General features: G+C 74.3%; 17 protein-coding genes and 2 pseudogenes. 9 read left to right on the top strand and 10 right to left on the bottom strand.

The features are described 5' to 3' along the window. Window positions 1-446, top strand: a 446-nt coding sequence (locus BJF79_RS09890; RefSeq protein WP_262401787.1) for a class I SAM-dependent methyltransferase, incomplete at its 5' end; no start/stop codon positions are given. A gap of 71 nt (window positions 447-517) precedes the next feature. Here BJF79_RS09890 and BJF79_RS09895 read toward each other — a convergent pair. Together BJF79_RS09895 and BJF79_RS09900 are read right to left on the bottom strand one after the other, a co-directional pair. Further along, window positions 518-2,791, bottom strand: a complete 2,274-nt coding sequence (locus tag BJF79_RS09895; RefSeq protein WP_075896484.1) for a SpoIIE family protein phosphatase — start codon at window positions 2,789-2,791, stop codon at window positions 518-520. A 209-nt stretch (window positions 2,792-3,000) separates the two neighbouring features. Next, window positions 3,001-3,701: pseudogene (locus BJF79_RS09900) on the bottom strand (metal-dependent transcriptional regulator). A gap of 98 nt (window positions 3,702-3,799) precedes the next feature. On the opposite strand from BJF79_RS09900, the gene BJF79_RS09905 reads away from it, so the two are divergent. Then, on the top strand, window positions 3,800-4,504 hold the full coding sequence (locus BJF79_RS09905) for a UdgX family uracil-DNA binding protein (protein ID WP_075896486.1): 705 nt from the start codon (window positions 3,800-3,802) through the stop codon (window positions 4,502-4,504). Here the strand turns inward: BJF79_RS09905 and BJF79_RS59150 are convergent. The 3 genes and pseudogenes from BJF79_RS59150 to pdxH all read right to left on the bottom strand — a co-directional run bounded on the left by BJF79_RS59150 (window position 4,501) and on the right by pdxH (window position 6,688). After that, the gene (locus BJF79_RS59150; RefSeq protein WP_316043311.1) at window positions 4,501-4,800 is read right to left on the bottom strand and encodes a hypothetical protein; all 300 of its coding nucleotides are present in this window, start codon (window positions 4,798-4,800) and stop codon (window positions 4,501-4,503) included. The two genes, BJF79_RS09905 and BJF79_RS59150, sit on opposite strands and share 4 nt — an antisense overlap. 289 nt (window positions 4,801-5,089) lie before the next feature. Then, a pseudogene (locus BJF79_RS59155) lies at window positions 5,090-5,871 on the bottom strand (MFS transporter); the annotation flags it as partial. Between the two features lie 49 nt (window positions 5,872-5,920). Further along, window positions 5,921-6,688, bottom strand: a complete 768-nt coding sequence (pdxH, locus tag BJF79_RS09915; protein ID WP_075896488.1) for a pyridoxamine 5'-phosphate oxidase — start codon at window positions 6,686-6,688, stop codon at window positions 5,921-5,923. A gap of 94 nt (window positions 6,689-6,782) precedes the next feature. Here pdxH and BJF79_RS09920 point away from each other — a divergent pair, with 94 nt between their 5' ends. The 6 genes from BJF79_RS09920 to BJF79_RS09940 all read left to right on the top strand — a co-directional run bounded on the left by BJF79_RS09920 (window position 6,783) and on the right by BJF79_RS09940 (window position 13,350). Beyond that, the gene (locus BJF79_RS09920) at window positions 6,783-7,889 is read left to right on the top strand and encodes a citrate synthase 2 (protein ID WP_075896490.1); all 1,107 of its coding nucleotides are present in this window, start codon (window positions 6,783-6,785) and stop codon (window positions 7,887-7,889) included. Between the two features lie 521 nt (window positions 7,890-8,410). After that, a complete protein-coding gene (locus BJF79_RS09925; RefSeq protein WP_075896492.1) occupies window positions 8,411-8,590 on the top strand; it encodes a hypothetical protein in 180 nt (59 codons plus the stop codon). A 10-nt stretch (window positions 8,591-8,600) separates the two neighbouring features. Next, window positions 8,601-9,737, top strand: a complete 1,137-nt coding sequence (serC, locus tag BJF79_RS09930) for a phosphoserine transaminase (protein WP_075896494.1) — start codon at window positions 8,601-8,603, stop codon at window positions 9,735-9,737. 54 nt (window positions 9,738-9,791) lie between these two features. After that, window positions 9,792-9,938 carry a hypothetical protein gene (locus tag BJF79_RS55295; RefSeq protein WP_158079139.1) on the top strand — a complete coding sequence of 49 codons (147 nt, stop codon included), beginning with the start codon at window positions 9,792-9,794 and terminating at the stop codon, window positions 9,936-9,938. Between the two features lie 38 nt (window positions 9,939-9,976). Further along, complete coding sequence (locus BJF79_RS09935; protein ID WP_075896496.1) at window positions 9,977-11,044, top strand: hypothetical protein; 1,068 nt, start codon at window positions 9,977-9,979, stop codon at window positions 11,042-11,044. A gap of 773 nt (window positions 11,045-11,817) precedes the next feature. Next, complete coding sequence (locus tag BJF79_RS09940) at window positions 11,818-13,350, top strand: hypothetical protein (RefSeq protein WP_143219821.1); 1,533 nt, start codon at window positions 11,818-11,820, stop codon at window positions 13,348-13,350. Here the strand turns inward: BJF79_RS09940 and thpR are convergent. The 3 genes from thpR to BJF79_RS09955 form a co-directional block, all read right to left on the bottom strand. Beyond that, on the bottom strand, window positions 13,287-13,910 hold the full coding sequence (gene thpR, locus BJF79_RS09945) for an RNA 2',3'-cyclic phosphodiesterase (RefSeq protein WP_075896500.1): 624 nt from the start codon (window positions 13,908-13,910) through the stop codon (window positions 13,287-13,289). The genes BJF79_RS09940 and thpR overlap by 64 nt on opposite strands. A 51-nt stretch (window positions 13,911-13,961) precedes the next feature. Next, window positions 13,962-15,182, bottom strand: coding sequence for an MFS transporter (locus BJF79_RS09950; protein ID WP_075896512.1), 1,221 nt, complete (start codon window positions 15,180-15,182; stop codon window positions 13,962-13,964). Between the two features lie 202 nt (window positions 15,183-15,384). Beyond that, a complete protein-coding gene (locus BJF79_RS09955; RefSeq protein WP_083733308.1) occupies window positions 15,385-15,855 on the bottom strand; it encodes a MarR family winged helix-turn-helix transcriptional regulator in 471 nt (156 codons plus the stop codon). 107 nt (window positions 15,856-15,962) lie between these two features. On the opposite strand from BJF79_RS09955, the gene BJF79_RS09960 reads away from it, so the two are divergent. Continuing rightward, complete coding sequence (locus tag BJF79_RS09960) at window positions 15,963-16,223, top strand: DUF2530 domain-containing protein (protein WP_075896504.1); 261 nt, start codon at window positions 15,963-15,965, stop codon at window positions 16,221-16,223. On the opposite strand, the gene BJF79_RS09965 is transcribed toward BJF79_RS09960, so the two are convergent. Beyond that, window positions 16,220-17,872 carry a hypothetical protein gene (locus BJF79_RS09965; RefSeq protein ID WP_158079140.1) on the bottom strand — a complete coding sequence of 551 codons (1,653 nt, stop codon included), beginning with the start codon at window positions 17,870-17,872 and terminating at the stop codon, window positions 16,220-16,222. The genes BJF79_RS09960 and BJF79_RS09965 overlap by 4 nt on opposite strands. A 568-nt stretch (window positions 17,873-18,440) precedes the next feature. Then, a complete protein-coding gene (locus tag BJF79_RS09975; RefSeq protein ID WP_075896510.1) occupies window positions 18,441-18,710 on the bottom strand; it encodes a hypothetical protein in 270 nt (89 codons plus the stop codon). Window positions 18,711-18,812 lie beyond the last annotated feature (102 nt).

Consider the following 18,812-nt stretch of genomic DNA (forward strand, 5'->3'; position numbering starts at 1 on the left):
CCGCACCCCCGCACGGACGAGACGTCCGCGCCGACGCGACCGCCCTCCCCTACCCGGACGGCTCGTTCTCGCTCGTCACCGCGCGGTTCGCCCTCTACGCGCTCGGCGACCCCCACGACGTCCTGCGCGAACTCCTGCGCGTCCGGCGCCCCGGCGGACGGCTGATCATGGCCGATCTCGTCCGCGGGAACCTCGCGGGCACGTCCCGCGACCGCATCGAACGCCTCCGCGACCCCGACCACCCCGGCATCCCGACCATCGCGCGGCTCACCGACATGGTCACCGCCGCGGGCGGCACCATCCGCCGCCTCGACGTCTTCACCGTCGAACGTCCCGCCGAACCCTGGCTCGCCGACGCCCCCGACCCCGACGCCGCCGACCGAGTCCGCGAGGAACTCCTCGACGAAGTGGACGGCGCCCCCGAACCGGCGCGAAACCCCGAATAATCGGCGGCGAACTCTGGTTCACCCAAACCTGGGCCCATGTGCTGTGCTGAGCCTCTGAGGGAGCTGCGGGGTCAGTCGACTCTTAGTTCGAACCAGACCGCTTTGCCGTCGCTGGTGGGGCGGGCGCCCCAGCGGGTGGCGAGCTGGTCGACCAGGTAGAGGCCGCGGCCGCCCTCGTCGGTCTCGCCCGCGCTGCGGATGCGCGGGAGGCGCATGTCGGTGTCGAACACCTCGACCCAGACGGCGTCGGCGCCGCGGCGGAGGCGGAGCCGGAACTCCTTGGTCGGGGGTTCGCGGCGGCCGAGGTCGGCGCCGAGGTCCCAGTCGTCCTCGTCGAAGGAGTCGACCATGTCGGTGTCGAACTGGACGGGCGCGCCGAGCGGCTCCATCCCGGCCAGGATCGGGACGGCGGGTTCGCGGCGGGGCGCGGGCGTCGTCGTGGCGTGCAGGACGACGTTGGTGACGACCTCGGAGACCAGGAGGCACGCGAGTTCGGCCTGCTCGTCGAGCATGCCCCAGGAGGCGAAGGCGTCGGCGGCCATCCGGCGGGCCTCGGAGACCATGATCGGCTCGGCGGGGAAGGTGCGTTCGACGACGCCGAGCTCGTCGGCGGCGGTGCGGATGACGACGATGGCGACGTCGTCGCCCGAGTCGCCGGGGACGGCGTCGTAGGCGGCGTTCGCGATGGCCTCGACGCCGCCGCGGGCGACGTCGGCGACGGCGGCGCGGACGCGCGCGCGGCACTCCTCGCGGGTGAAGTACTCGCCGTCGTCCTTGGGGCGCCGGTCGATGAGCCCGTCGGTGTACAGGACGAGCGTGGAGCCGGGCCGCAGCTCGGTGGTCTCCTCGTTGAAGAGGATCTCGCCGCCCATGCCGGGGGCGCGCAGCCCGAGCATGCCCCCCTCGCCCTCGAAGTCCAGCTCGCTGACCTGGCCGTCGACGATGAGGAGGGGCGGGTCGTGCCCGGCGTTGGCGAACTCCAGGACGCGCGACCAGGCGTCGTACACGAAGTAGGTGCAGGAGACCAGGGGCGGGCGGACGCTGTCGTCGCTGTTCCAGCTCGACCGCATGCGTTCCGGACGGGTCATCGTGCGGACCCATTCGTCCAGCTTGCGCAGGATGTCGGCGGGCGGCTTGTCGTCCTGGGCGAAGGCGCGCAGCGCGGCGCGGAGCTGGCCCATGACGGCGGCGGCGCGGGCGCCGCGGCCTTCGACGTCGCCGATGACGAGGCCGACGCGGCCCGCGGAGAGCGGGATGACGTCGTACCAGTCGCCGCCGACCTGCGTCTGGATGCCGTGCCCGTGGGATTCGAGCGGACGGGCGGGTTCGTAGCGCCAGGCGATCTGCAGGCCGTCCAGGGGCGGGGGCCGGTCGCCGGGCAGGAGGTGCTTCTGGAACGCGAGGGCGGTCTCGCGTTCCTCCTCGAACAGCATCGCGTTGTCGACGGCGAGGGCGACGCGTCCGGCGATGGCGCCGAGGAGGTCGCGGTCGAAGCCGTCGTAGTGCGGGTCGGGGCGCTTCGACAGGTTCGACAGCGCGAGGCTCATCACGCCGAGCAGCTCGCCCCGGACGAGCAGCGGCGCGGAGATCACCGACGTGATGCCCATCGCGTCGCCGAGCCGCTTGGACGACTCGGAGGACGCGACGTACCGGTGCTGGATCATGTCCTCGACGAGGACGGCGTCGCGGCGGCTCATCGCTTTGGCGCTGTAGTGGCCCGGCGGGTAGGACACGGGGTCGCCGGCGGCCGGCCACGTGCCGGGGGGCGGCTCCCAGCCTCCGGCGTGCCGGGACACCCGCCGGTAGAGGTTGTCGCCGCTGTACAGGTCGATGAAGCAGTGGTCGGCGAACTGCGGGACGAGCGTGTCGGCGACGCGCCGCAGCGTCGTCTCGAGTTCGAGGGAACCGGCGAGGCGCTCACCGATCCGTTCGAGGAGGCCGTAGCGGTCCTGTTCGCGCTGGTTGGAGCGCAGCGCCTCGCGGGCGAAGATCACGATGCCGTCGACCGCGCCGGACGGGTGCCGCAGGGGGACGGCGTGCGCGCGGGTGTAGACGGTGGTGCCGTCGGCGCGCAGGTTGCAGAAGGTGCCCTCCCACACGCCGCCCTTGAGGACGTGCTTGGCCAGCTCGGTGGCCTGCTCGTGGTCCTCCTCGGCGATGCCGAGGGACAGCACGGAGTGCCCGATGATCTCGTCGCCGCCGAACCCGAACAGCTGCCGCGCGAACGCGTTGCCGTAGATGACGTTGGAGAAGCGGTCGCAGACGATGACCGCCATCTCCATCTGGCCGAGGACGGTCTCGGGCGGCAGGTGCGCCTCGACGGGCGCTTCCCCCCAACGCTTCATCTCCCCATCCCGATCAGTCACGTTCGTCGCCCGCCCGCGCCCCGCACCGGCCGATGATCACCGGCCGTCGCGGGGCGGATGCCGCGCGTACCCTTCCCGTCGTATTGAACGACGAACCCGCCGCCGGGATACGCCCGAAAGGCACGATGGTAAGGAGATCTTCGGTATAGACCTGCGGAGCGGGGGCCGGGGAGGGCACGCGGCGACGCTCAGGCCCGGCTGACGAACACGTGCTCGGCGATGTCGCGCGGCAGTTCCGTCTCAGGACCGTCCGCCTCGTCGTCACAGGTCACCCGCACCCCGTCATCGGTCGCCCGAAGAGTCACCTCTCGTCCCGGTTGTATCCCGATCTGCTTGAGTCTAAGCATCAGGTCGCTGTCGCCCTGCACCTGTTCGCTGATGCGCTGGATGACGGCGCCCGAACCGGACGGGCTGGCGACCGCGGTCATCACCGACAGCGGCGGCGTCTGGTGCGCGGCGTGGCCGCCGCCCAGTTCGTCGAGGCCGGGGATCGGGTTGCCGTGCGGGCAGGTGGTGGGGTTGTCCAGCAGCGCGACGAGGCGGCGCTCGAGGCCTCGGACATGACGTGCTCCCAGCGGCACGCCTCGATGTGGACGTCCTCCCAGGGCAGGCCGATGACGTTGACCAGCAGGCACTCGGCGAGCCGGTGCTTGCGCATCACGCGGGTGGCGAGGCCGCGGCCGCTGTCGGTGAGCTCCAGGTGCCGATCCCCCTCGACCCGCAGGAGACCGTCGCGCTCCATGCGCGCGACCGTCTGGCTCACCGTCGGGCCGCTCTGGGAAAGCCGCTCGGCGATGCGCGCGCGGAGGGGAATGATCCCCTCCTCTTCGAGTTCGAACACCGTCCGGAGGTACATCTCCGTGGTATCGATCAGGCCGTGTGAGGTCACAGCTCCCTCCAGTCTTATGGTGAAGAGTCTACTTGCTCGACGGCCTCGGCGGCGGCCGAGCGAATAACCCCGTGGCAGTGGGTACGGGGGAACGCGCGATGAATACAAGAACTTCCCGCGACGCCGGAATGTTCCTGCCGGCGGACCCTCGGGAGCGCTCCGACCTGCGCTCCCTGCGCGCCGCCGCGGCGGGTTGCGAGGGCTGCGGCCTATATCGCGACGCCACGCGGACGGTGTTCGGCGAGGGCGGGCCCGGCGCACGCGTCGTGCTCGTCGGGGAGCAGCCCGGTGATCAGGAGGACCGGCGGGGCGTCCCGTTCGTCGGCCCGGCCGGACGGGTCCTGGACCGGGCGCTCGACGAGGCGGGGATCGAGCGCGGGGACGTGTACGTCACGAACGCCGTGAAGCACTTCAAGTTCAAGCGCACGGCGGGCGGCAAGCGGCGGATCCACCAGCCGCCGAACGCGGGCGAGATGCGGGCCTGCCGCCCGTGGCTGCTGGCGGAGCTGCGGATCCTGGAACCGGACGTCGTCGTCTCGCTGGGCGCCACGGCCGGGAAGGCGCTGCTGGGCTCGTCGTTCCGGGTGACGAAGCAGCGCGGACGCCTGCTGCCGCTGCCCGACCTGGAGACGATCGGCACCCCGGCCGCCGCGAAGGAGATCGGCACCGAGCCCGCCGAGCGCGCGGACGCGCGGCTGCTCGCGACGATCCACCCGTCGGCCGTCCTGCGCGCGGAGGACCGCGACGACGTCTACGCGGGCCTCCTCGACGACCTCCGGATCGTCGCGGCCGCGCTCGGCTAGCCCTTCACGGGGACCGCGGTGCGGGTGTCGTAGCGCAGCAGCGCCGGGACGGCGAGCCCCACGATGATCACGAGGATCGCGCAGGCCAGGCCGCCGCCGACCCACGACGCGGTCGCCCCGGCGACGCTCGCGGTCGCGCCCGCGCGCACGTCCCCGAGCCGGGGCCCGCCCGCGACGACGACCGTGAACACGCCCTGCAGGCGTCCGCGCATGTGGTCGGGCGCGTAGGTCTGCAGGATCGTCTGCCGGAACACCGACGAGATCAGGTCGGCGACGCCGCCGAGCGCGAGCAGCACGACGGCGAGCCACAGCGCGTGCGCGAGCCGCGGCGTCGGCGACCGCCAGCCCCCACAGGGCGATGGACGCGACGAGCGCGACGCCCTGCCGCCGCACCCGTCCGACCCAGCCGGAGCACAGCCCGCCCGCGACGCGCCGAGGGCGATCGCGGCGAACAGCCAGCCGACGGCGCCTCGCCGCCGAACCGGGCGCGGCGACCTCGGGGAACAGCGCGCGCGGCATCGCGACGCCCATCGCGATGATGTCGACGACGAACGACATCAGCAGCACCGGCTGGGTGACGAGGAAGCGCAGCCCGTCGAGCACCGACCGCAGCCCCGGGGCGCCGGTGGGCTCGCCGAGCGGCGGGATGGGCGGCAGCCGCAGCGCCGCGTACAGGACGAGCGTGAACAGCACGGCGTCGAGCGCGTACGCGGCCGCGTAGTTCCAGCTCGCGAGGATCGCGCCCGCGAGAAGCGGGCCGAGGAACCCGCCGCCCTGCATGACGGTGAAGTTGAGGGTGTTGGCGGCGGGGATGAGCGGTTCGTCGATCAGCCGGGGGATGATCGCGCTGCGGGTCGGCGAGGCGACGGCGAAGCCCATGGCCTGCACGGCGACCACCGCCATCAGCAGCCAGAGGTTGTTCAGCCGAGCAGCGCCTGGACGAGCAGCAGGAGCGTGGCGCCCCACATCACGCAGGACGAGACGAACAGCAGCTTCCGCCGGTCCATGTGGTCGGCGATGGCGCCGCCCCACAGCCCGAACACGATCAGCGGGACGAGGTTGACGAAGCCGAGCGCGCCGACCCAGAACGACGATCCGGTCATGTCGTACACCTGGACGGGCACGGCCACGGACGTCACCTGGAAGCCGACGAACGACACGCCCTGCCCGAGCCACAGCCGCCGGTAGGCGGGGTGGCTCAGCGGCCGGGTGTCGATCGCGACGCGCCGCAGCACGCCCCCGTCCCGTCCGGGCGGACGCCCCTTGCCCACGGCAGGCCCGGATTGTTCGGGTTCGTCGGCTTCGTCGGCGTCGCTCCCGGGGCTGTCAGGAGTGTCGGCGGGGGATGGCTGCTGTTCCGATGTCACGGAGACAGGATGCCTTGGCCTCCGGACCGGTCCGGAAGCGGGTGAAAGGTCAGGGCGACAGCCGCACCGTTTCCCACGGGCCCGCGGCGGACGGATCGTCCACAGCCTGTGGAGAAAGTTCGCGGCGGTACTTGATCCGGTCGTGGAGGCGGTCGCGGCGGCCCTGCCAGAACTCGATCGCGGCGGGGACGAGCCGGTAGCCGCCCCAGAAGTCCGGCAGCGGGACGGCCTCCGCGCCGGCCGGAACGTCGGCCGAAACATCGCCGGAGGCATCGTCCGGTTCCGGCCAGCGCGCGGACAGCTCGGCGAACCGCGCCTCCAGTTCGCCCCGTCCCGCGATGACGCCGGACTGGTGCTCGCTCGCCCACGCGCCGATGCGCGAACCGTACGGGCGCGTCCGGAAGTAGGCGGCGGACTCCTCCCGCGCCAACTGGACGACCGGGCCCGCGACGCGCACCTGCCGGTGCAGGGCGTGCCAGGGGAAGACGACCGCGCCGCGCGGGTTCTCGGCCAGGTCGCGGGCCTTGTCGGACGTCAGGTTCGTGAAGAAGCGGAACCCGTGCGGCCCGTACCCCTTGAGCAGGACGGTCCGGACGCTCGGCATCCCGTCGGCGGACGCCGTCGCGAGCACCATCGCGTTCGGTTCGGGCAGCCCGGAATCGTGCACTTCGGTGAACCAGGCGGCGAACAGCGCGAGCGGATCGACGGGGAGCGCCGACTCGGACAAATCGCCTCCCTCGTAGGATCTGCGGAGCCGTGCGGGGTCGGGCCGTGCGGGATCCACAGCGTCCGAGCTTCCCACCAGGGGTTTGTGCATCTCACATGACCCCTGGGTACTGCTCAGTAAGGCGGACAGGGTTCAATGGCACGGCACCGCCTTATCAGCTCTGGGGACGAAAGGCAGGACGGACATGTCCGACTTCAAACCTGGTCTCGAGGGGGTCGTTGCCTTCGAGACGGAGATCGCCGAACCCGACAAGGAGGGCGGCGCCCTCCGGTACCGGGGCGTGGACATCGAGGATCTCGTCGGTCGCGTCTCCTTCGGCGACGCCTGGGGCCTGCTGGTCGACGACAGCTTCGACCCGGGCCTGGCGCCCGCCGACCCCCACCTCCTGCCGGTCACCTCCGGCGACGTCCGCGTCGACGTGCAGAGCGCACTCCCGACCCTCGCCCCCGCGTACGGGATGCGCCCGCTGCTGGACATCACCGACGAGGAGGCCCGCGCCGACCTCGCCCGGGTATCGGTGACGGCCCTGTCGTTCGTGGCGCAGTCCGCGCGCGGCGTCGGCGTCCCGATGGTCCCGCAGACGCGGATCGACGAGGCGAAGACGATCACCGAGCGGTTCATGGTCCGCTGGCGCGGCGAGCCCGACCCCAAGCACGTCGCGGCCATCGACGCCTACTGGGTCTCGGCCGCCGAGCACGGCATGAACGCCTCCACCTTCACCGCCCGCGTCATCGCCTCCACCGGCGCGGACGTCGCGGCGAGCATCTCCGGCGCGATCGGCGCGATGTCCGGCCCGCTGCACGGCGGCGCCCCGGCCCGCGTGCTGCCGATGATCGAGAAGGTCGAGCAGCTCGGGGACGCCCGCAAGGTCGTCGCCGACATCCTCGACTCCGGCGAGCGGCTGATGGGCTTCGGCCACCGCGTCTACCGCGCCGAGGACCCGCGCGCCCGCGTGCTGCGCCGCACCGCCAAGGAGCTGGACGCCCCGCGCTTCGAGGCCGCGAAGGCGCTGGAGGACGCGGCGCTCGCCGAGCTGCGCGAGCGGCGCCCGGACCGTCCGATCGAGACGAACGTCGAGTTCTGGGCGGCGGTGATCCTCGACTTCGCCGAGGTCCCGACGGCGATGATGCCCGCGATGTTCACGTGCGGCCGCACCGCCGGCTGGGCGGCGCACATCCTGGAGCAGAAGCGCACCGGCCGGCTCGTCCGGCCGAGCGCGAAGTACGTCGGCCCGGGCACCCGCACCCTCGAATCGGTGAACGGCGCCGCGGAGGTGCTGAAGCGCGGCTGATCCCCGCGTTTCCGCACACGTACCCGTACGCGTGCCGAGGCCCCCGGTCCGCCGGGGGCCTCCCCCGTTCCGGGCTCCTGCCTGTCCGCCTCCGGCGGGCATCGAGCCTTCCCTGCCCCTTCGCGATGAACGTCCCGCGGCCCCGCGGGACGCCGTCGTCCCCCTGCCGTTGCGGCCGGTCGCCCGGCGTCCAGATCGTAGCCGGGCCGGAACCCCCGGCGAGGGAAGTTCGCCGATCTCGCCGCCGACCGGAGGACTTGCGGTCGCTTGGCATCATGGGCACGTGACGGACGAATCACCGCTTCACCGGGACGAACCACTCGAAGGCGACATCGGGCCCGCCGCGACCTCGCACGACGCACGCCGAGGCCGACGTCGGCGGCACGGGACCGGGCGGCCCCCTCGGGGCGTCCTACGACTTCGGCTCGCCCAAGGAGCGGCGGGCGGCGCTGCGCCGCTACGAGGCCGAACGGGAGGAGCGGCGGCGCCGCACCGACGCCGCGTCCGGCCGGATCGCCTCCATGCTGCTCGCGGTCCTGCTGGCGTTCATGACGTTCGACTCCGGACGCACCGCCGTGGAGGCGCACGAGCGCGGCGAGGACTGGCTGTTCCCGCCCGGCGCGCTCGCCATCGTCTGCGGGATCGCCCTCGTCGTCATCATCCTGAGGGTCCTCCGGCGGGGCCCGCAGCAGGTGAAGTAGCCTTCTCCGAGTGACCGACAGCGCGAATCCAGCCATTGACATTCCCGCCGACATCAAGCCCGCCGACGGCCGCTTCGGGTGCGGTCCGTCCAAGGTCCGGCCCGAGCAGCTCGCCGCGCTCGCCGAGTCCGGTTCGACCTACATGGGGACCTCGCACCGGCAGAAGCCGGTGAAGTCGCTGGTCGGCCGGGTCCGCGAGGGCCTGGCGCAGCTGTTCTCCCTCCCCGCGGGCTACGAGGTGCTGCTCAGCAACGGCGGGACCACCGCGTTCTGGGACGCCGCCGCGTTCGGGCTCGTCCGGCAGAAGTCGCAGCACCTGACGTTCGGCGAGTTCTCCAGCAAGTTCGCCAAGGTCACCACGGGCGCGCCCTGGCTGGGCGACCCGACCGTCATCTCCGCGCAGCCGGGCTCGCACCCCGAGCCGGCCGCCGAGTCGGACGTGGACGTCTACGCGCTCACCCACAACGAGACCTCGACCGGCGTCGCGATGCCGATCCGGCGCCCGGCGGGCACCACCGCCGAGGAGGCGCTGGTGCTGGTGGACGCCACGTCCGGCGCGGGCGGCCTGCCCGTGGACGTCGCCGAGACCGACGTGTACTACTTCGCGCCGCAGAAGTGCTTCGCGGCCGACGGCGGGCTGTGGATCGGCCTGGCGTCCCCGGCGGCGCTGGCGCGGATCGAGGAGATCGCCCAGTCCGACCGGTACGTCCCGGAGTTCTTCAACCTGAAGACGGTCGTGGACAACTCCGCCAAGGACCAGACCTACAACACCCCGGCCGTGGCGACGCTGCTGCTGCTCGCCGAGCAGATCGAGTGGATGAACGGCAACGGCGGCCTGGAGTGGACGACGTCGCGCACCGCCGACTCGTCCCAGCGGCTCTACACGTGGGCGGAGAAGACCTCCTACACGTCGCCGTTCGTGACCGACCCGGCGCAGCGCTCCCGCGTCGTCGGGACGATCGACTTCACCGACGACGTGGACGCCGCGGCCGTCGCGAAGGTGCTGCGGGCCAACGGGATCGTCGACACCGAGCCGTACCGCAAGCTCGGCCGCAACCAGCTGCGCATCGGCATGTTCCCGGCGATCGACCCGGCCGACGTCGAGGCGCTGACCGCCTGCGTCGACTTCGTCGTCGAGCGGCTCTGACCGTCCGGGGGCGTCCGCGCGGCGTCCCCGGGGCCCGGACGCGCGATCGGACGGGTGAGACACAGATCTATCGGTGGCCGGTTCGAGGCGGGCACCCGGCCGAATAAGCTCGGAGCCGTGAACCGCGCGCCCCAATGGCTGCTCCCCACCGTGCTGACCGCGCTCGTCCTGGCCGTGGTCGTCGGCGCGCTGCTCAATTGAGCGGCACGGTCCGCGCGCGGAGCGGGGATGATCGAGAGATGCGACCGTACCGTCCGTCCCGTCCCCGTTCCCGGTCTCGGCGCCGGACGGCGCGCGCGTCGCTCGTCGCGGCGGGCGCCGTCCTCGGCGGCGTCGTGTACGCCCCGGCGGCGGCGGCCGACGGCACCGAGGAGTTCCGGATCGCCGACCCGCGCATCACCGAGTCGAGCGGCCTGGCGGTGAGCGCCCGCCATCGCGGCGTGGTCTACACCCACAACGACTCCGGCGGCGTCCCGCAGATCTTCGCGCTCGGCCCGGACGGGCGGACGCGCGCCGTCCTCACGGTCGGGGGCGCGCGGGCGCGCGACTGGGAGGCCATGGCGATCGGCGAGGACGAGCGCGGCCGTCCGGCGATCTTCGTGGCCGACATCGGCGACAACCTCGGCGGCGCCTGGCCGCACGTGACGATCTACCGGGTGCCGGAGCCGAAGACGCTGCGCGACCGGACGCTCGACGCGACCGAGTTCAAGATCCGCTACGCGGACGGGCCGCGCAACGCCGAGGCCATGATGATCAACCCGAAGACGAACCGGGTGTACATCGTCAGCAAGCTGTTCGGCGGGAAGGTCTACGAGGCCCCGGCGAACCTGCGCACGGACGGCTACAACACGCTGCGGGAGGTCGCGGACGCGCCGTCGATCGCGACCGGCGCCGCGTTCTCCCCCGACGGCCGGACCTGCGTGATCCGGACGTACTTCGGCGCGACCGTCTACGAGGTCGGGGCGGACGGCCGGCCCGGCGAGCGGATCGGGTCGGTGGACGTGCCGCGGCAGGAGCAGGGCGAGTCGATCACCTACACGGCCGACGGGCGGAGCGTGCTCGTCTCGTCCGAGGGCGAGGACCAGCCGGTGTACCGGGTGCCGCTCCCGGAGGAGGCGCTTCCGGAGTCCGAGGGCACGCAGGACGGCGGATCGGGCAATACACAACAAGAGGGGCAGGGCGGCGACGAGGCCGCCGAGGAGGGACGGCGCGACGCGTCCGGGACGCGGGTCGGGCTGCTGCTCGCCCTCGCGATCGCGGGAGCGGCCGGGTACGGGTGGCTGCGGAACCGGAAGGGGCGCACGTGAACGCACCGGCCTGTCCCCCGCGCCGCATGTTCGTTCCGGTAGGGGATCGGATCGTCGAAGGAGGCCACGGCCCCGTGGCGGCACATGTGAGGATGCGCCCTGTGAGCACGGTGGAATGTGAGCGCGGTGGAGCATGAACGCTGTGGAGGATGAGCTGGTCGGCCTGACGGGCCCGGGCGGCCGGTGGCGTCCGATCGCCGCCGTGCCGTTCACCGTCACGGCGGCGGTGCTGGCGATGCTGCCGATCCGCCCGGTGTGGCTGTGGGCGTCGCTGATCGTCGTCGTCGCGGCCGTGCCCTGGCTGCTGGGCGCGGTGCCGGAGGCGCGGCGGCGCAGGCCGCGCCCGTACTGGCGGCTGTCGGCGGACGGCCTGGAGCGCGTCGGCCCCGGCGGCCTGGTCCTCACCCGCTACGAGCGCGACCGCATCGACGCCCTGGCCGTCACCACCGGCGACGGCGTGCTGACCGTTTTCCACCGGTTCGGCCGGACGGCGGTGGGCCCGACGGCGGCGCTCGGGCTGGAGCCGATCGCGCTGTTCGTCACCGCGCGGCGGCTCGGCATCCCGCTGCACCTGCTGGACGGCGACGCCGACGACCTGCTCGACCCGGCCGTCGAGGAGGCGCTGCGCGTCCCCGGCCTGGACGACGGGCCCGGGGGCCGTCCGGGCGCTGCCGCGCGACCACGCCGCGGAGAAGCGGCTGCTGGACCAGGAGGCGGCGCTGCTGGCCGCCGCGCACGAGCCGGGCGAGCGGCTGCCCCGGCACGGCGGCGAGGTGCGGCTCGACACGCCCGCGCCGCTGCCGAGCCGCCGCCGGATCGTCGGCGCTGGGCGCGCAGACCGGCGCGCTCGGCACGGGCGATGGTGGCCCGGATCGCGGTGGACGGGACGGGCGCGTTCGGCGCGCGGTTCGCCGCGGCCTGCTGGGCGGCTCGCCGCGATCGCCGGGGTGCTGGCCGCGCGCCGGAAGCTGGCGTACGCGGCGCAGGTCCGGTGGCTGATCTCGGCCGACCGGCTGCACGTGCGGACCCGTCCGGGCGAGCGCACCCCGCTGGAGATCCCGGCGTCGCGGATCGCGGCGGTGGTGCTGGGGCCGGGGCTGCGGGCCGACCCGCTGACCGGGGAGCCGCACCGCACCGAGCTGGCCGCGCTCGCGTTCGGGCACCGGCTGGAGCTGCTGGCGCGGCTGCCCGCGGACGAGCTGGACGCGTTCCAGCTCGCGCACGCACTCGACGACCAGGGCTACCGGGTGATCACGCCGGGGGCGCGCGTGCCGCGCCGCCCGCACTACGGCCTGGACCGGGTGCCGGAGGTGTTCCCGTGGGTGCCGGGCGGCCGGCTCGTCGTCGCCGACGGCGGCCTGGGCTGGGCGGACGCCGCCGGGGACGTCGTCATGCAGGTGCCGGGCGAGCATCTCGGGGTGATCGAGCTGCTGACGATCGCTGGGCACGCCTGGGTGCGGCTGCACGACGCCGACGGCGACGAGCTGCTCGCGGCGCCGCTGTCGGCGCTGCGGATCTCCCGGACGGACCTGCGCGAATCGGCGCGCCGGGAGGGCCTGCCGGTCAACGACGCCGAGTACGACGCGTACCTGAGCGCGGCGTTCCACTCGGCGGTGTCGACGCTCGCCGACCCGGGGCCGGACGCCGAACCGGCGCCCGCGTCGCTGGCGCCGGGCGCCGCCCGCGAGGGCGGGACGGACGCGCGGCCGGCCGAGCGCGCCGCGGAGGACTCCGAGGACAGGGCGTCCGACGACGCCGACACCGAGGACATCCCGGCCGTGCCCGGGTTCGCGCTGTCGCTGGACGCCCCGCCGGGTCCGGCCGCCGCGCCCGGCACGACCCTCGACGCGACGCGCCGGTCCCGCATCGGCACGTACGCGATGAGCGTCGCGCTGTGCGAGGTGACGGCGCTGCTGGGCGCGGTGTGGCTCGGGCCGGAGCTGGGCGGGTTCGGCCTGGTGGCGAGCTGGGCGGTGCCCGCCGGGGTGCTGGTCGGGCTGGCGGGCAACTGGCTGTACGACCGGAACCGGTCGCAGCTGCGGGTGTCGGCGGCCGGGCTCGCGGTCGTCACCCGGCGCGGACGCGTCGAGTGGGAGCTCGGCCGCGACCGGATCGGCGGCGTCGGCGTGGACGAGTCGTCGGCGCGGATGCCGCGGCTGGTGGCGTGGGGCCCGTCCGGGCGGGTGCTGCGGCAGGTCGCGTTCCCGCCCGACCTGACCGAGCTGCGCCGCGCGTGCGAGCGCTACGGCGTCCCGTGGGGGCCGCCGGACGCGGACCGTCCCGCCCCTCCGCCGCCGGAGCTGTGACGCAGCGACCACGACTTCAGCGGCTCGTAGACCGGCTCGGTCCGCCCCTTGGCGGGCAGGTGGCTGCGCATGAGCTGCACCGACTCGGCCGTCCACGGCGAACCGGCGAACGCCTGCAGCGACTCCAGCAGCGGCCGAACGTCCACCGGGCGCCGCGACCGCGCGATCGTCAGGTGGGGGCGGAACCCGCGGTGCTTGTCGGGCGGCATCCCGGCGCGCCGTCCCGCGGCCGTGGTGGACGCCGCGAGCCGCGCGAGGCCGCGCCGGTCGCCGTACAGGCCGGTCCACAGGACGCGCGCGTGCGCGCCGCCGCCGGGGAACGCCCCGGCACCGGCGAGCGACAGCGTGACCCGCTCGTGCCGCTGCACGGCACGTTCCAACCGGGGCAGGAGCCGGTCGAGGCGCCGGTCGTCGAACTCGCCGAGGAAGGTCAGGGTGACGTGGATCAGTTCACGTCGCGTCCACTTCAGCTCGGGGACGTCGTCGCGGTGCGGCCGGACGGCCTCGTCGAGCTCGTCGAGGATGTCCGGGGGCGGCACGATCGCCACGAACAACCTCATGAGCACGTCCGGTGAGCCACCTGACCAGCTTTTCAGCAGACGGCGCCCTTGTCACGCGGTCACGGGGTCACCGTCGCGGTCGGTGTCGCGGCGCCGGGCGAGCGCCCCGACGGCGAGCGGCACGGCGATGCACACGATCCCGCCCGCGACGATGCTGGTGCGCGGCCCGAAGTTCTCGGCGACCCATCCGATGAACGGCGCGCCGACCGGGTTCGTGCCGAGGAACACCAGCATGTAGAGGCCCATGACGCGGCCGCGCATCTCGGGGGCGACGCTGAGCTGCATCGTCGCGTTCGCGGACGTCGTGAACGTCATCAGCGCGATCCCGGTGGGCACCAGCATCACCAGGAACGACCAGTAGGTCGGCATCAGGCCGGTGAGGAGCTCTAGGACGCCGAACGTCAGCGCCGCGCCCAGCAGCAGCCGCAGCCGGGGCCGGGTCGCGCGGCGGGCCGCCAGCAGCGCGCCGGTCACCGCGCCGAGCGCGATCATGCTGCTGGCGAGGCCGAACGACGACGCGTCGGTGTGGAAGACCTCGCGGGCGACGAGCGCGATCGTCGTCTGCAGGTTCATCCCGAAGGTCGCCACGAAGAACACCAGCACCAGGATGATCATGAGGTCGCGGCGTCCGCGCACGTACCGCAGGCCCTCGGTGAGCTGGCCCTTCGCGCGCTTGACCGGCTCGGCGGGGTGCAGGTCGGCGGCCCGCATCGCCTGCAGCCCGGCGAGCACGGCGAGGTAGGAGGCGGCGTTGACCAGGAACACCGGGCCGGTGCCGATCACCGCGATCAGCACCCCGGCGACGGCCGGGCCGATCAGCCGGGCGCCGTTGAAGATCGCGCTGTTCAGCGCGATCGCGTTCGGCAGGTCGCGGCGGCCGACCATCTCGACGGCGAACGCCTGCCGGGTCGGGTTGTCGACGACGGTCGCCATGCCGAGCCCGAACGCGAGCACGTACACGTGCCACACCTGCGCCGCGCCGGAGATCGACAGCAGGCCGAGGACGAGCGCGAGCGCGCCCATCGACACCTGCGTGATCATCAGGACGCGGCGTTTGGGGTACCGGTCGGCGATCACGCCGCCCCACAGGCCGAACAGCAGCAGCGGCAGGAACTGCAGGCCGGTGGTGAAGCCGAGCGCGGTGCCGCTGCTGTGCGTCAGCTCCAGGACCAGCCAGTCCTGGGCGATGCGCTGCATCCAGGTGCCGGTGTTGGAGATGACCTGCCCGGTCGCGAACAGCCGGTAGTTGCGGTTGCGCAGCGACCGGAACATGCCGCCGCGCGATTCCGCCGCGTCGGCGGGGTCGTCGGCGGGGTCGTCGGCGTCGAGGTCCGGGGCACGGGCGGGGGCGGAGCCGGCGGTCTCCCTGAGCGCCGTGCCCCCCGGTTCGTCGGGTCCCTCATCGCCAGAAGTCATTACCATTGCTAACGATAATCGGGACATGCTCATTCCGGCAAGCGGGCTCCGGCGGGGATCAGGAGCGGCTGAGCTTGTCGATCACCGGCGCGGCCCGGGCGAGGATCTCGCGCTCGTCCTCGGTCAGGTCGCCCAGCCGCCGCGACAGCCACGCCTCCTTGCGGCGCCGCTCGGCCGCCAGCAGCGCGCACCCGCGCTCGGTCGCCTGCAGGACGACCTGCCGCCCGTCCGTCGGATGCGGGCTGCGCACGACCAGCTCCTGCTCCTCCAGATGCCCGATCACCCGCGTCATCGACGGCGGCTGCACCTTCTCGTGATCGGCCAGCTCGCGCGGCGTCATCGACCCGTGCCGCTCGATCGCCGCCAGCGCCGCGAACTGGGTGAGCGGCAGCGGGCTCCCCATGCCGCCCTCGGACGCCTCGGGGCGCAGCGTGCGCAACCGCCGCGACAGCCGCGCGATCGAGATGCGCAGCTCCTCCGCCAGCTCCGGCGAACGCGCGGCCCCGGTGTCTTCTGTGGACATGCTCATCGGTCTCCCTGTCCAGCCCATGCTGCCATGCCGGGGCCCGGTCGCGCGTCGCCCGGCCCGCGGAGGCTCCCGGCGTGCTCCCGGTCCGGGCACCGTACCCTGGAGGCATGACGCGCCGGCGCCGCCCCGACCCGCCCCCGATGGAGACCAACGACGTCCGCATCGCGGCCGTCGGCACCGCCGGCTGGGCCGTCGCGCTCGCCGTCCTGCTGCTCCTCGACCTCCCCGACCAGGACCGATGGTGGCTCTGGGTGTGCGTCACCGGCATCGTGATCGGCCTGTTCGCCACCTGGTACATCCCGCGCCTGCAAGCCGGACGCGCCCGCGCCGAAGCCGAACGCGCCGCCGCGCGGCACGAGCGCCACTAGCCGTCCAGGTCGCTTTCCGCGCGCAGGACGGGCAGCGCCCCGGGATCGCGCAGGACGGCCTCGGCCCGCAGCCGCGCCTCCCACTCCCCGGTGGCCCACGCCAGCGCGCGCGCCAGGCCCGCGGGGCCGTCCGCGTGCACGTGACCGTCGCCCACCCACCACTGCACGTCCGTGCCGTCCACGGTCAGGCGGTCATGCGCGAGGTAAAGGCCGGGCGCGTCGGGCAGCACCGCCCGAACCGCCTCCGGGACGGGACGTTCCGCGCCGCCCTCGACCTCGCCCGGCACCTCGTCGCTCGCGAGCGGCAGATCGAGCAGTTCGGCGAGCCGCTCCTCGCGGCCCCGCGCCGCGATCACCAGCGGCTGCCCCGCCAGCAGCGGCAGCAGGTCGGGACGGTCCAGGACGAGCGCGTCCCCCGCGTCGACGACCTCGACGCCGCCGTCGACCACCGCCCGCACCCGCTCCGGCGGATCGACGTCGAGGCCGGGCACGTCGGCGAGCGCCGTCCACAGCGCGCCGAGCCGGTCGCGGGCCACGTCCCGGGCCGGGTCCGCGAGGCGCTCCAGCAGCTCGCGGGCGCCCCCGGGCTCGTCCAGCAGGTCGTCGAGCGACGTCCGGACGCCGAGCGCGGTCAGCAGCCGCTCGTCCGGCCCGTCCGGCGCGACGTCGTACAGCCCCGCCAGCGAGTCGTCGCCCGGCAGCCGGAACTCGCGCGGCCTGCGCCCGTCCAGCACCGGCCGCCGCCCCAGCCACCAGGCCGTGTACGACGGGACGGCCGCGCGCCGTCCCGTGTGCAGGACGACGTGGGCCGGTTCGACGATCGCGGCCCGCCACGGCGGTTCGGCGAGCAGCCGCAGCGCCGCGCCCCAGTCGTCGACGAGTTCGAGGTCGCGGACGGCGAGCAGCTCGGGCACGGCGGGCGGCAGGTCCTGCGGGCCGATGCGGCGCAGGACGTCGTCGGCCCAGCGGTCCTCGTCGTCCAGGTCGAGGGTCTCGGCCTCGTCGGCCAGTGCGGTCAGATCGACGTCCTCGCCCCGCGCGAGGGCGAACCCGTCGAGCACCCCGGCCGCCGCGAGCGTCTCGGCGCCCCACTTCTCCAGCACCTCGTCCTCGACCACCCCGAACGGGGCGTCGTCGGCCATGACCTCGCGAAGCGGACTTCCGGGCAGCAGCAGTTCGCCCGCCGGGTAGAGCTCGCCGTCGTCGCCGGGGAGCGCCAGCTCCGCGAGCCACGGCTCGTCCCCCGGGTCGACCGGACCGGCGGCGACGAGCCCGAGCACCGCCTCGGCGACCGCCTCCGGCTCCGCCGCGTCGAACGACTCCGCCACCGCCGCCCGCACCGCCGGATCGGCCAGCACCGCCCGCGGCCCGGCCTCGACCGCGCCCAGCCGCCGCAGCAGCGGATGCACCGCGTCCGGATGGACGAACCGCAGGCCGAGCGCCCCGAGCCCCGCGGGGTCGACGCCGTCCGCGATCAGCACCCCGCGCGGCCCCCGCACCAGCCGATCGTCCGCGAGCGGGACGGGCAGCGCGCCGAGCGCCTCCGCGTCCGCGCCGTCCAGGGCCGCGTACACCCCGTGCCACCAGGCCGGTTCCCGCTCGACCGCCGCCAGCTCGTCCACCACGTCGGCCAGCTCGACCCGCCGCACCCCGAGCGCCGCGAGCGCCGCCTCCGCGCGGGCCAGCCGCCCGGGAGCAGCCCGCCGAACACCGCGGGCCCGTCCCCGTGCCCGCCGAGCAGCTCGACGAACGGGGCCGGTGCGTCCACGACCAGCGCGTCCCGTCCGCGCACCCCGCCGGGCAGCACGGGCGCCTCCGGCAGCCGCTCGGCGATCGCCCGCCGCAGCCGCGCGTCCAGCTCCCCCGCCGCCACGGGCCCCGGCACCAGCCCGAGGACCCCCGGCTCCGCCGGGCGCGCGCCCAGCAGCCGCACGTACGCGTCGGCGGCCCGCTCCACCAGGAAGTCGGTGAGCGGACCGGACGCGACGTGCCGCCGGTCGGGCGCCAGCGGGAACGACGCGATCAGCAGCGCGGGCAGCCCGAGCGGCTCGTCCGTCGGCGTCGGCGCGTGCAGCGTCCCCGGCACGTCCCCGCCCTCGGGCAGCGCCCACCGCACCAGCCAGAACGGCCGGTCCCGCTCCTCGACGGGCCGGTCCGCGAGCAGCTCGCCCGGCACGGCCCCGTGCGCCTCGACGGTCGCCCACTCGACCCCGTCGATCAGCACGCCCCGAACGGCGGGGTCGGCGAGGTCGTCCAGCCGGTCTGCGGCGGCGCGGTGCGCCGGGCGGTGAGGGTCCGGGCCGTGCCGTCGACCGTGATCTCGATCGAGTCGAGGGCGGGGAGGGCGAGCAGCAGCGGCGCCGCCACCTCGGCCAGCCCGGTCCGGACGGACGCGACCGCGTCGTCGTCCCGCAGCGGCAGCCGGACGATCGTGTCGAAGCCGTCCGGGATCGGCGGGGCGTCGCCGGCGGGGAGGGCGAACGGCAACCGCTAGCAGCGCGCGGCCGCGCGGCGGTCGAGTTCGGGGGCGACCGCGGGAAGGGCCGCCGCGAGGTTCGCGGGCGCGGTCGCGGGACCAGGCGACGGCGC

This window comes from Actinomadura sp. CNU-125, assembly GCF_001942465.1.
GTDB lineage: Bacteria > Actinomycetota > Actinomycetes > Streptosporangiales > Streptosporangiaceae > Spirillospora.

What these genes read in the sequence shown, in the direction of transcription:
- thpR (WP_075896500.1), bottom strand. Translation starts at nt 13,910, where the DNA reads ATGAGGTTGTTCGTGGCGATCGTGCCGCCCCCGGACATCCTCGACGAG.
- BJF79_RS09950 (WP_075896512.1), bottom strand. Translation starts at nt 15,182, where the DNA reads ATGTTCCGGTCGCTGCGCAACCGCAACTACCGGCTGTTCGCGACCGGG.
- BJF79_RS09895 (WP_075896484.1), bottom strand. Translation starts at nt 2,791, where the DNA reads ATGAAGCGTTGGGGGGAAGCGCCCGTCGAGGCGCACCTGCCGCCCGAG.
- BJF79_RS09960 (WP_075896504.1), top strand. Translation starts at nt 15,963, where the DNA reads ATGACGCGCCGGCGCCGCCCCGACCCGCCCCCGATGGAGACCAACGAC.
- BJF79_RS09925 (WP_075896492.1), top strand. Translation starts at nt 8,411, where the DNA reads ATGCTGCTCGCGGTCCTGCTGGCGTTCATGACGTTCGACTCCGGACGC.
- BJF79_RS09905 (WP_075896486.1), top strand. Translation starts at nt 3,800, where the DNA reads ATGAATACAAGAACTTCCCGCGACGCCGGAATGTTCCTGCCGGCGGAC.
- BJF79_RS09955 (WP_083733308.1), bottom strand. Translation starts at nt 15,855, where the DNA reads ATGAGCATGTCCACAGAAGACACCGGGGCCGCGCGTTCGCCGGAGCTG.
- BJF79_RS09935 (WP_075896496.1), top strand. Translation starts at nt 9,977, where the DNA reads ATGCGACCGTACCGTCCGTCCCGTCCCCGTTCCCGGTCTCGGCGCCGG.
- pdxH (WP_075896488.1), bottom strand. Translation starts at nt 6,688, where the DNA reads ATGCACAAACCCCTGGTGGGAAGCTCGGACGCTGTGGATCCCGCACGG.
- BJF79_RS09920 (WP_075896490.1), top strand. Translation starts at nt 6,783, where the DNA reads ATGTCCGACTTCAAACCTGGTCTCGAGGGGGTCGTTGCCTTCGAGACG.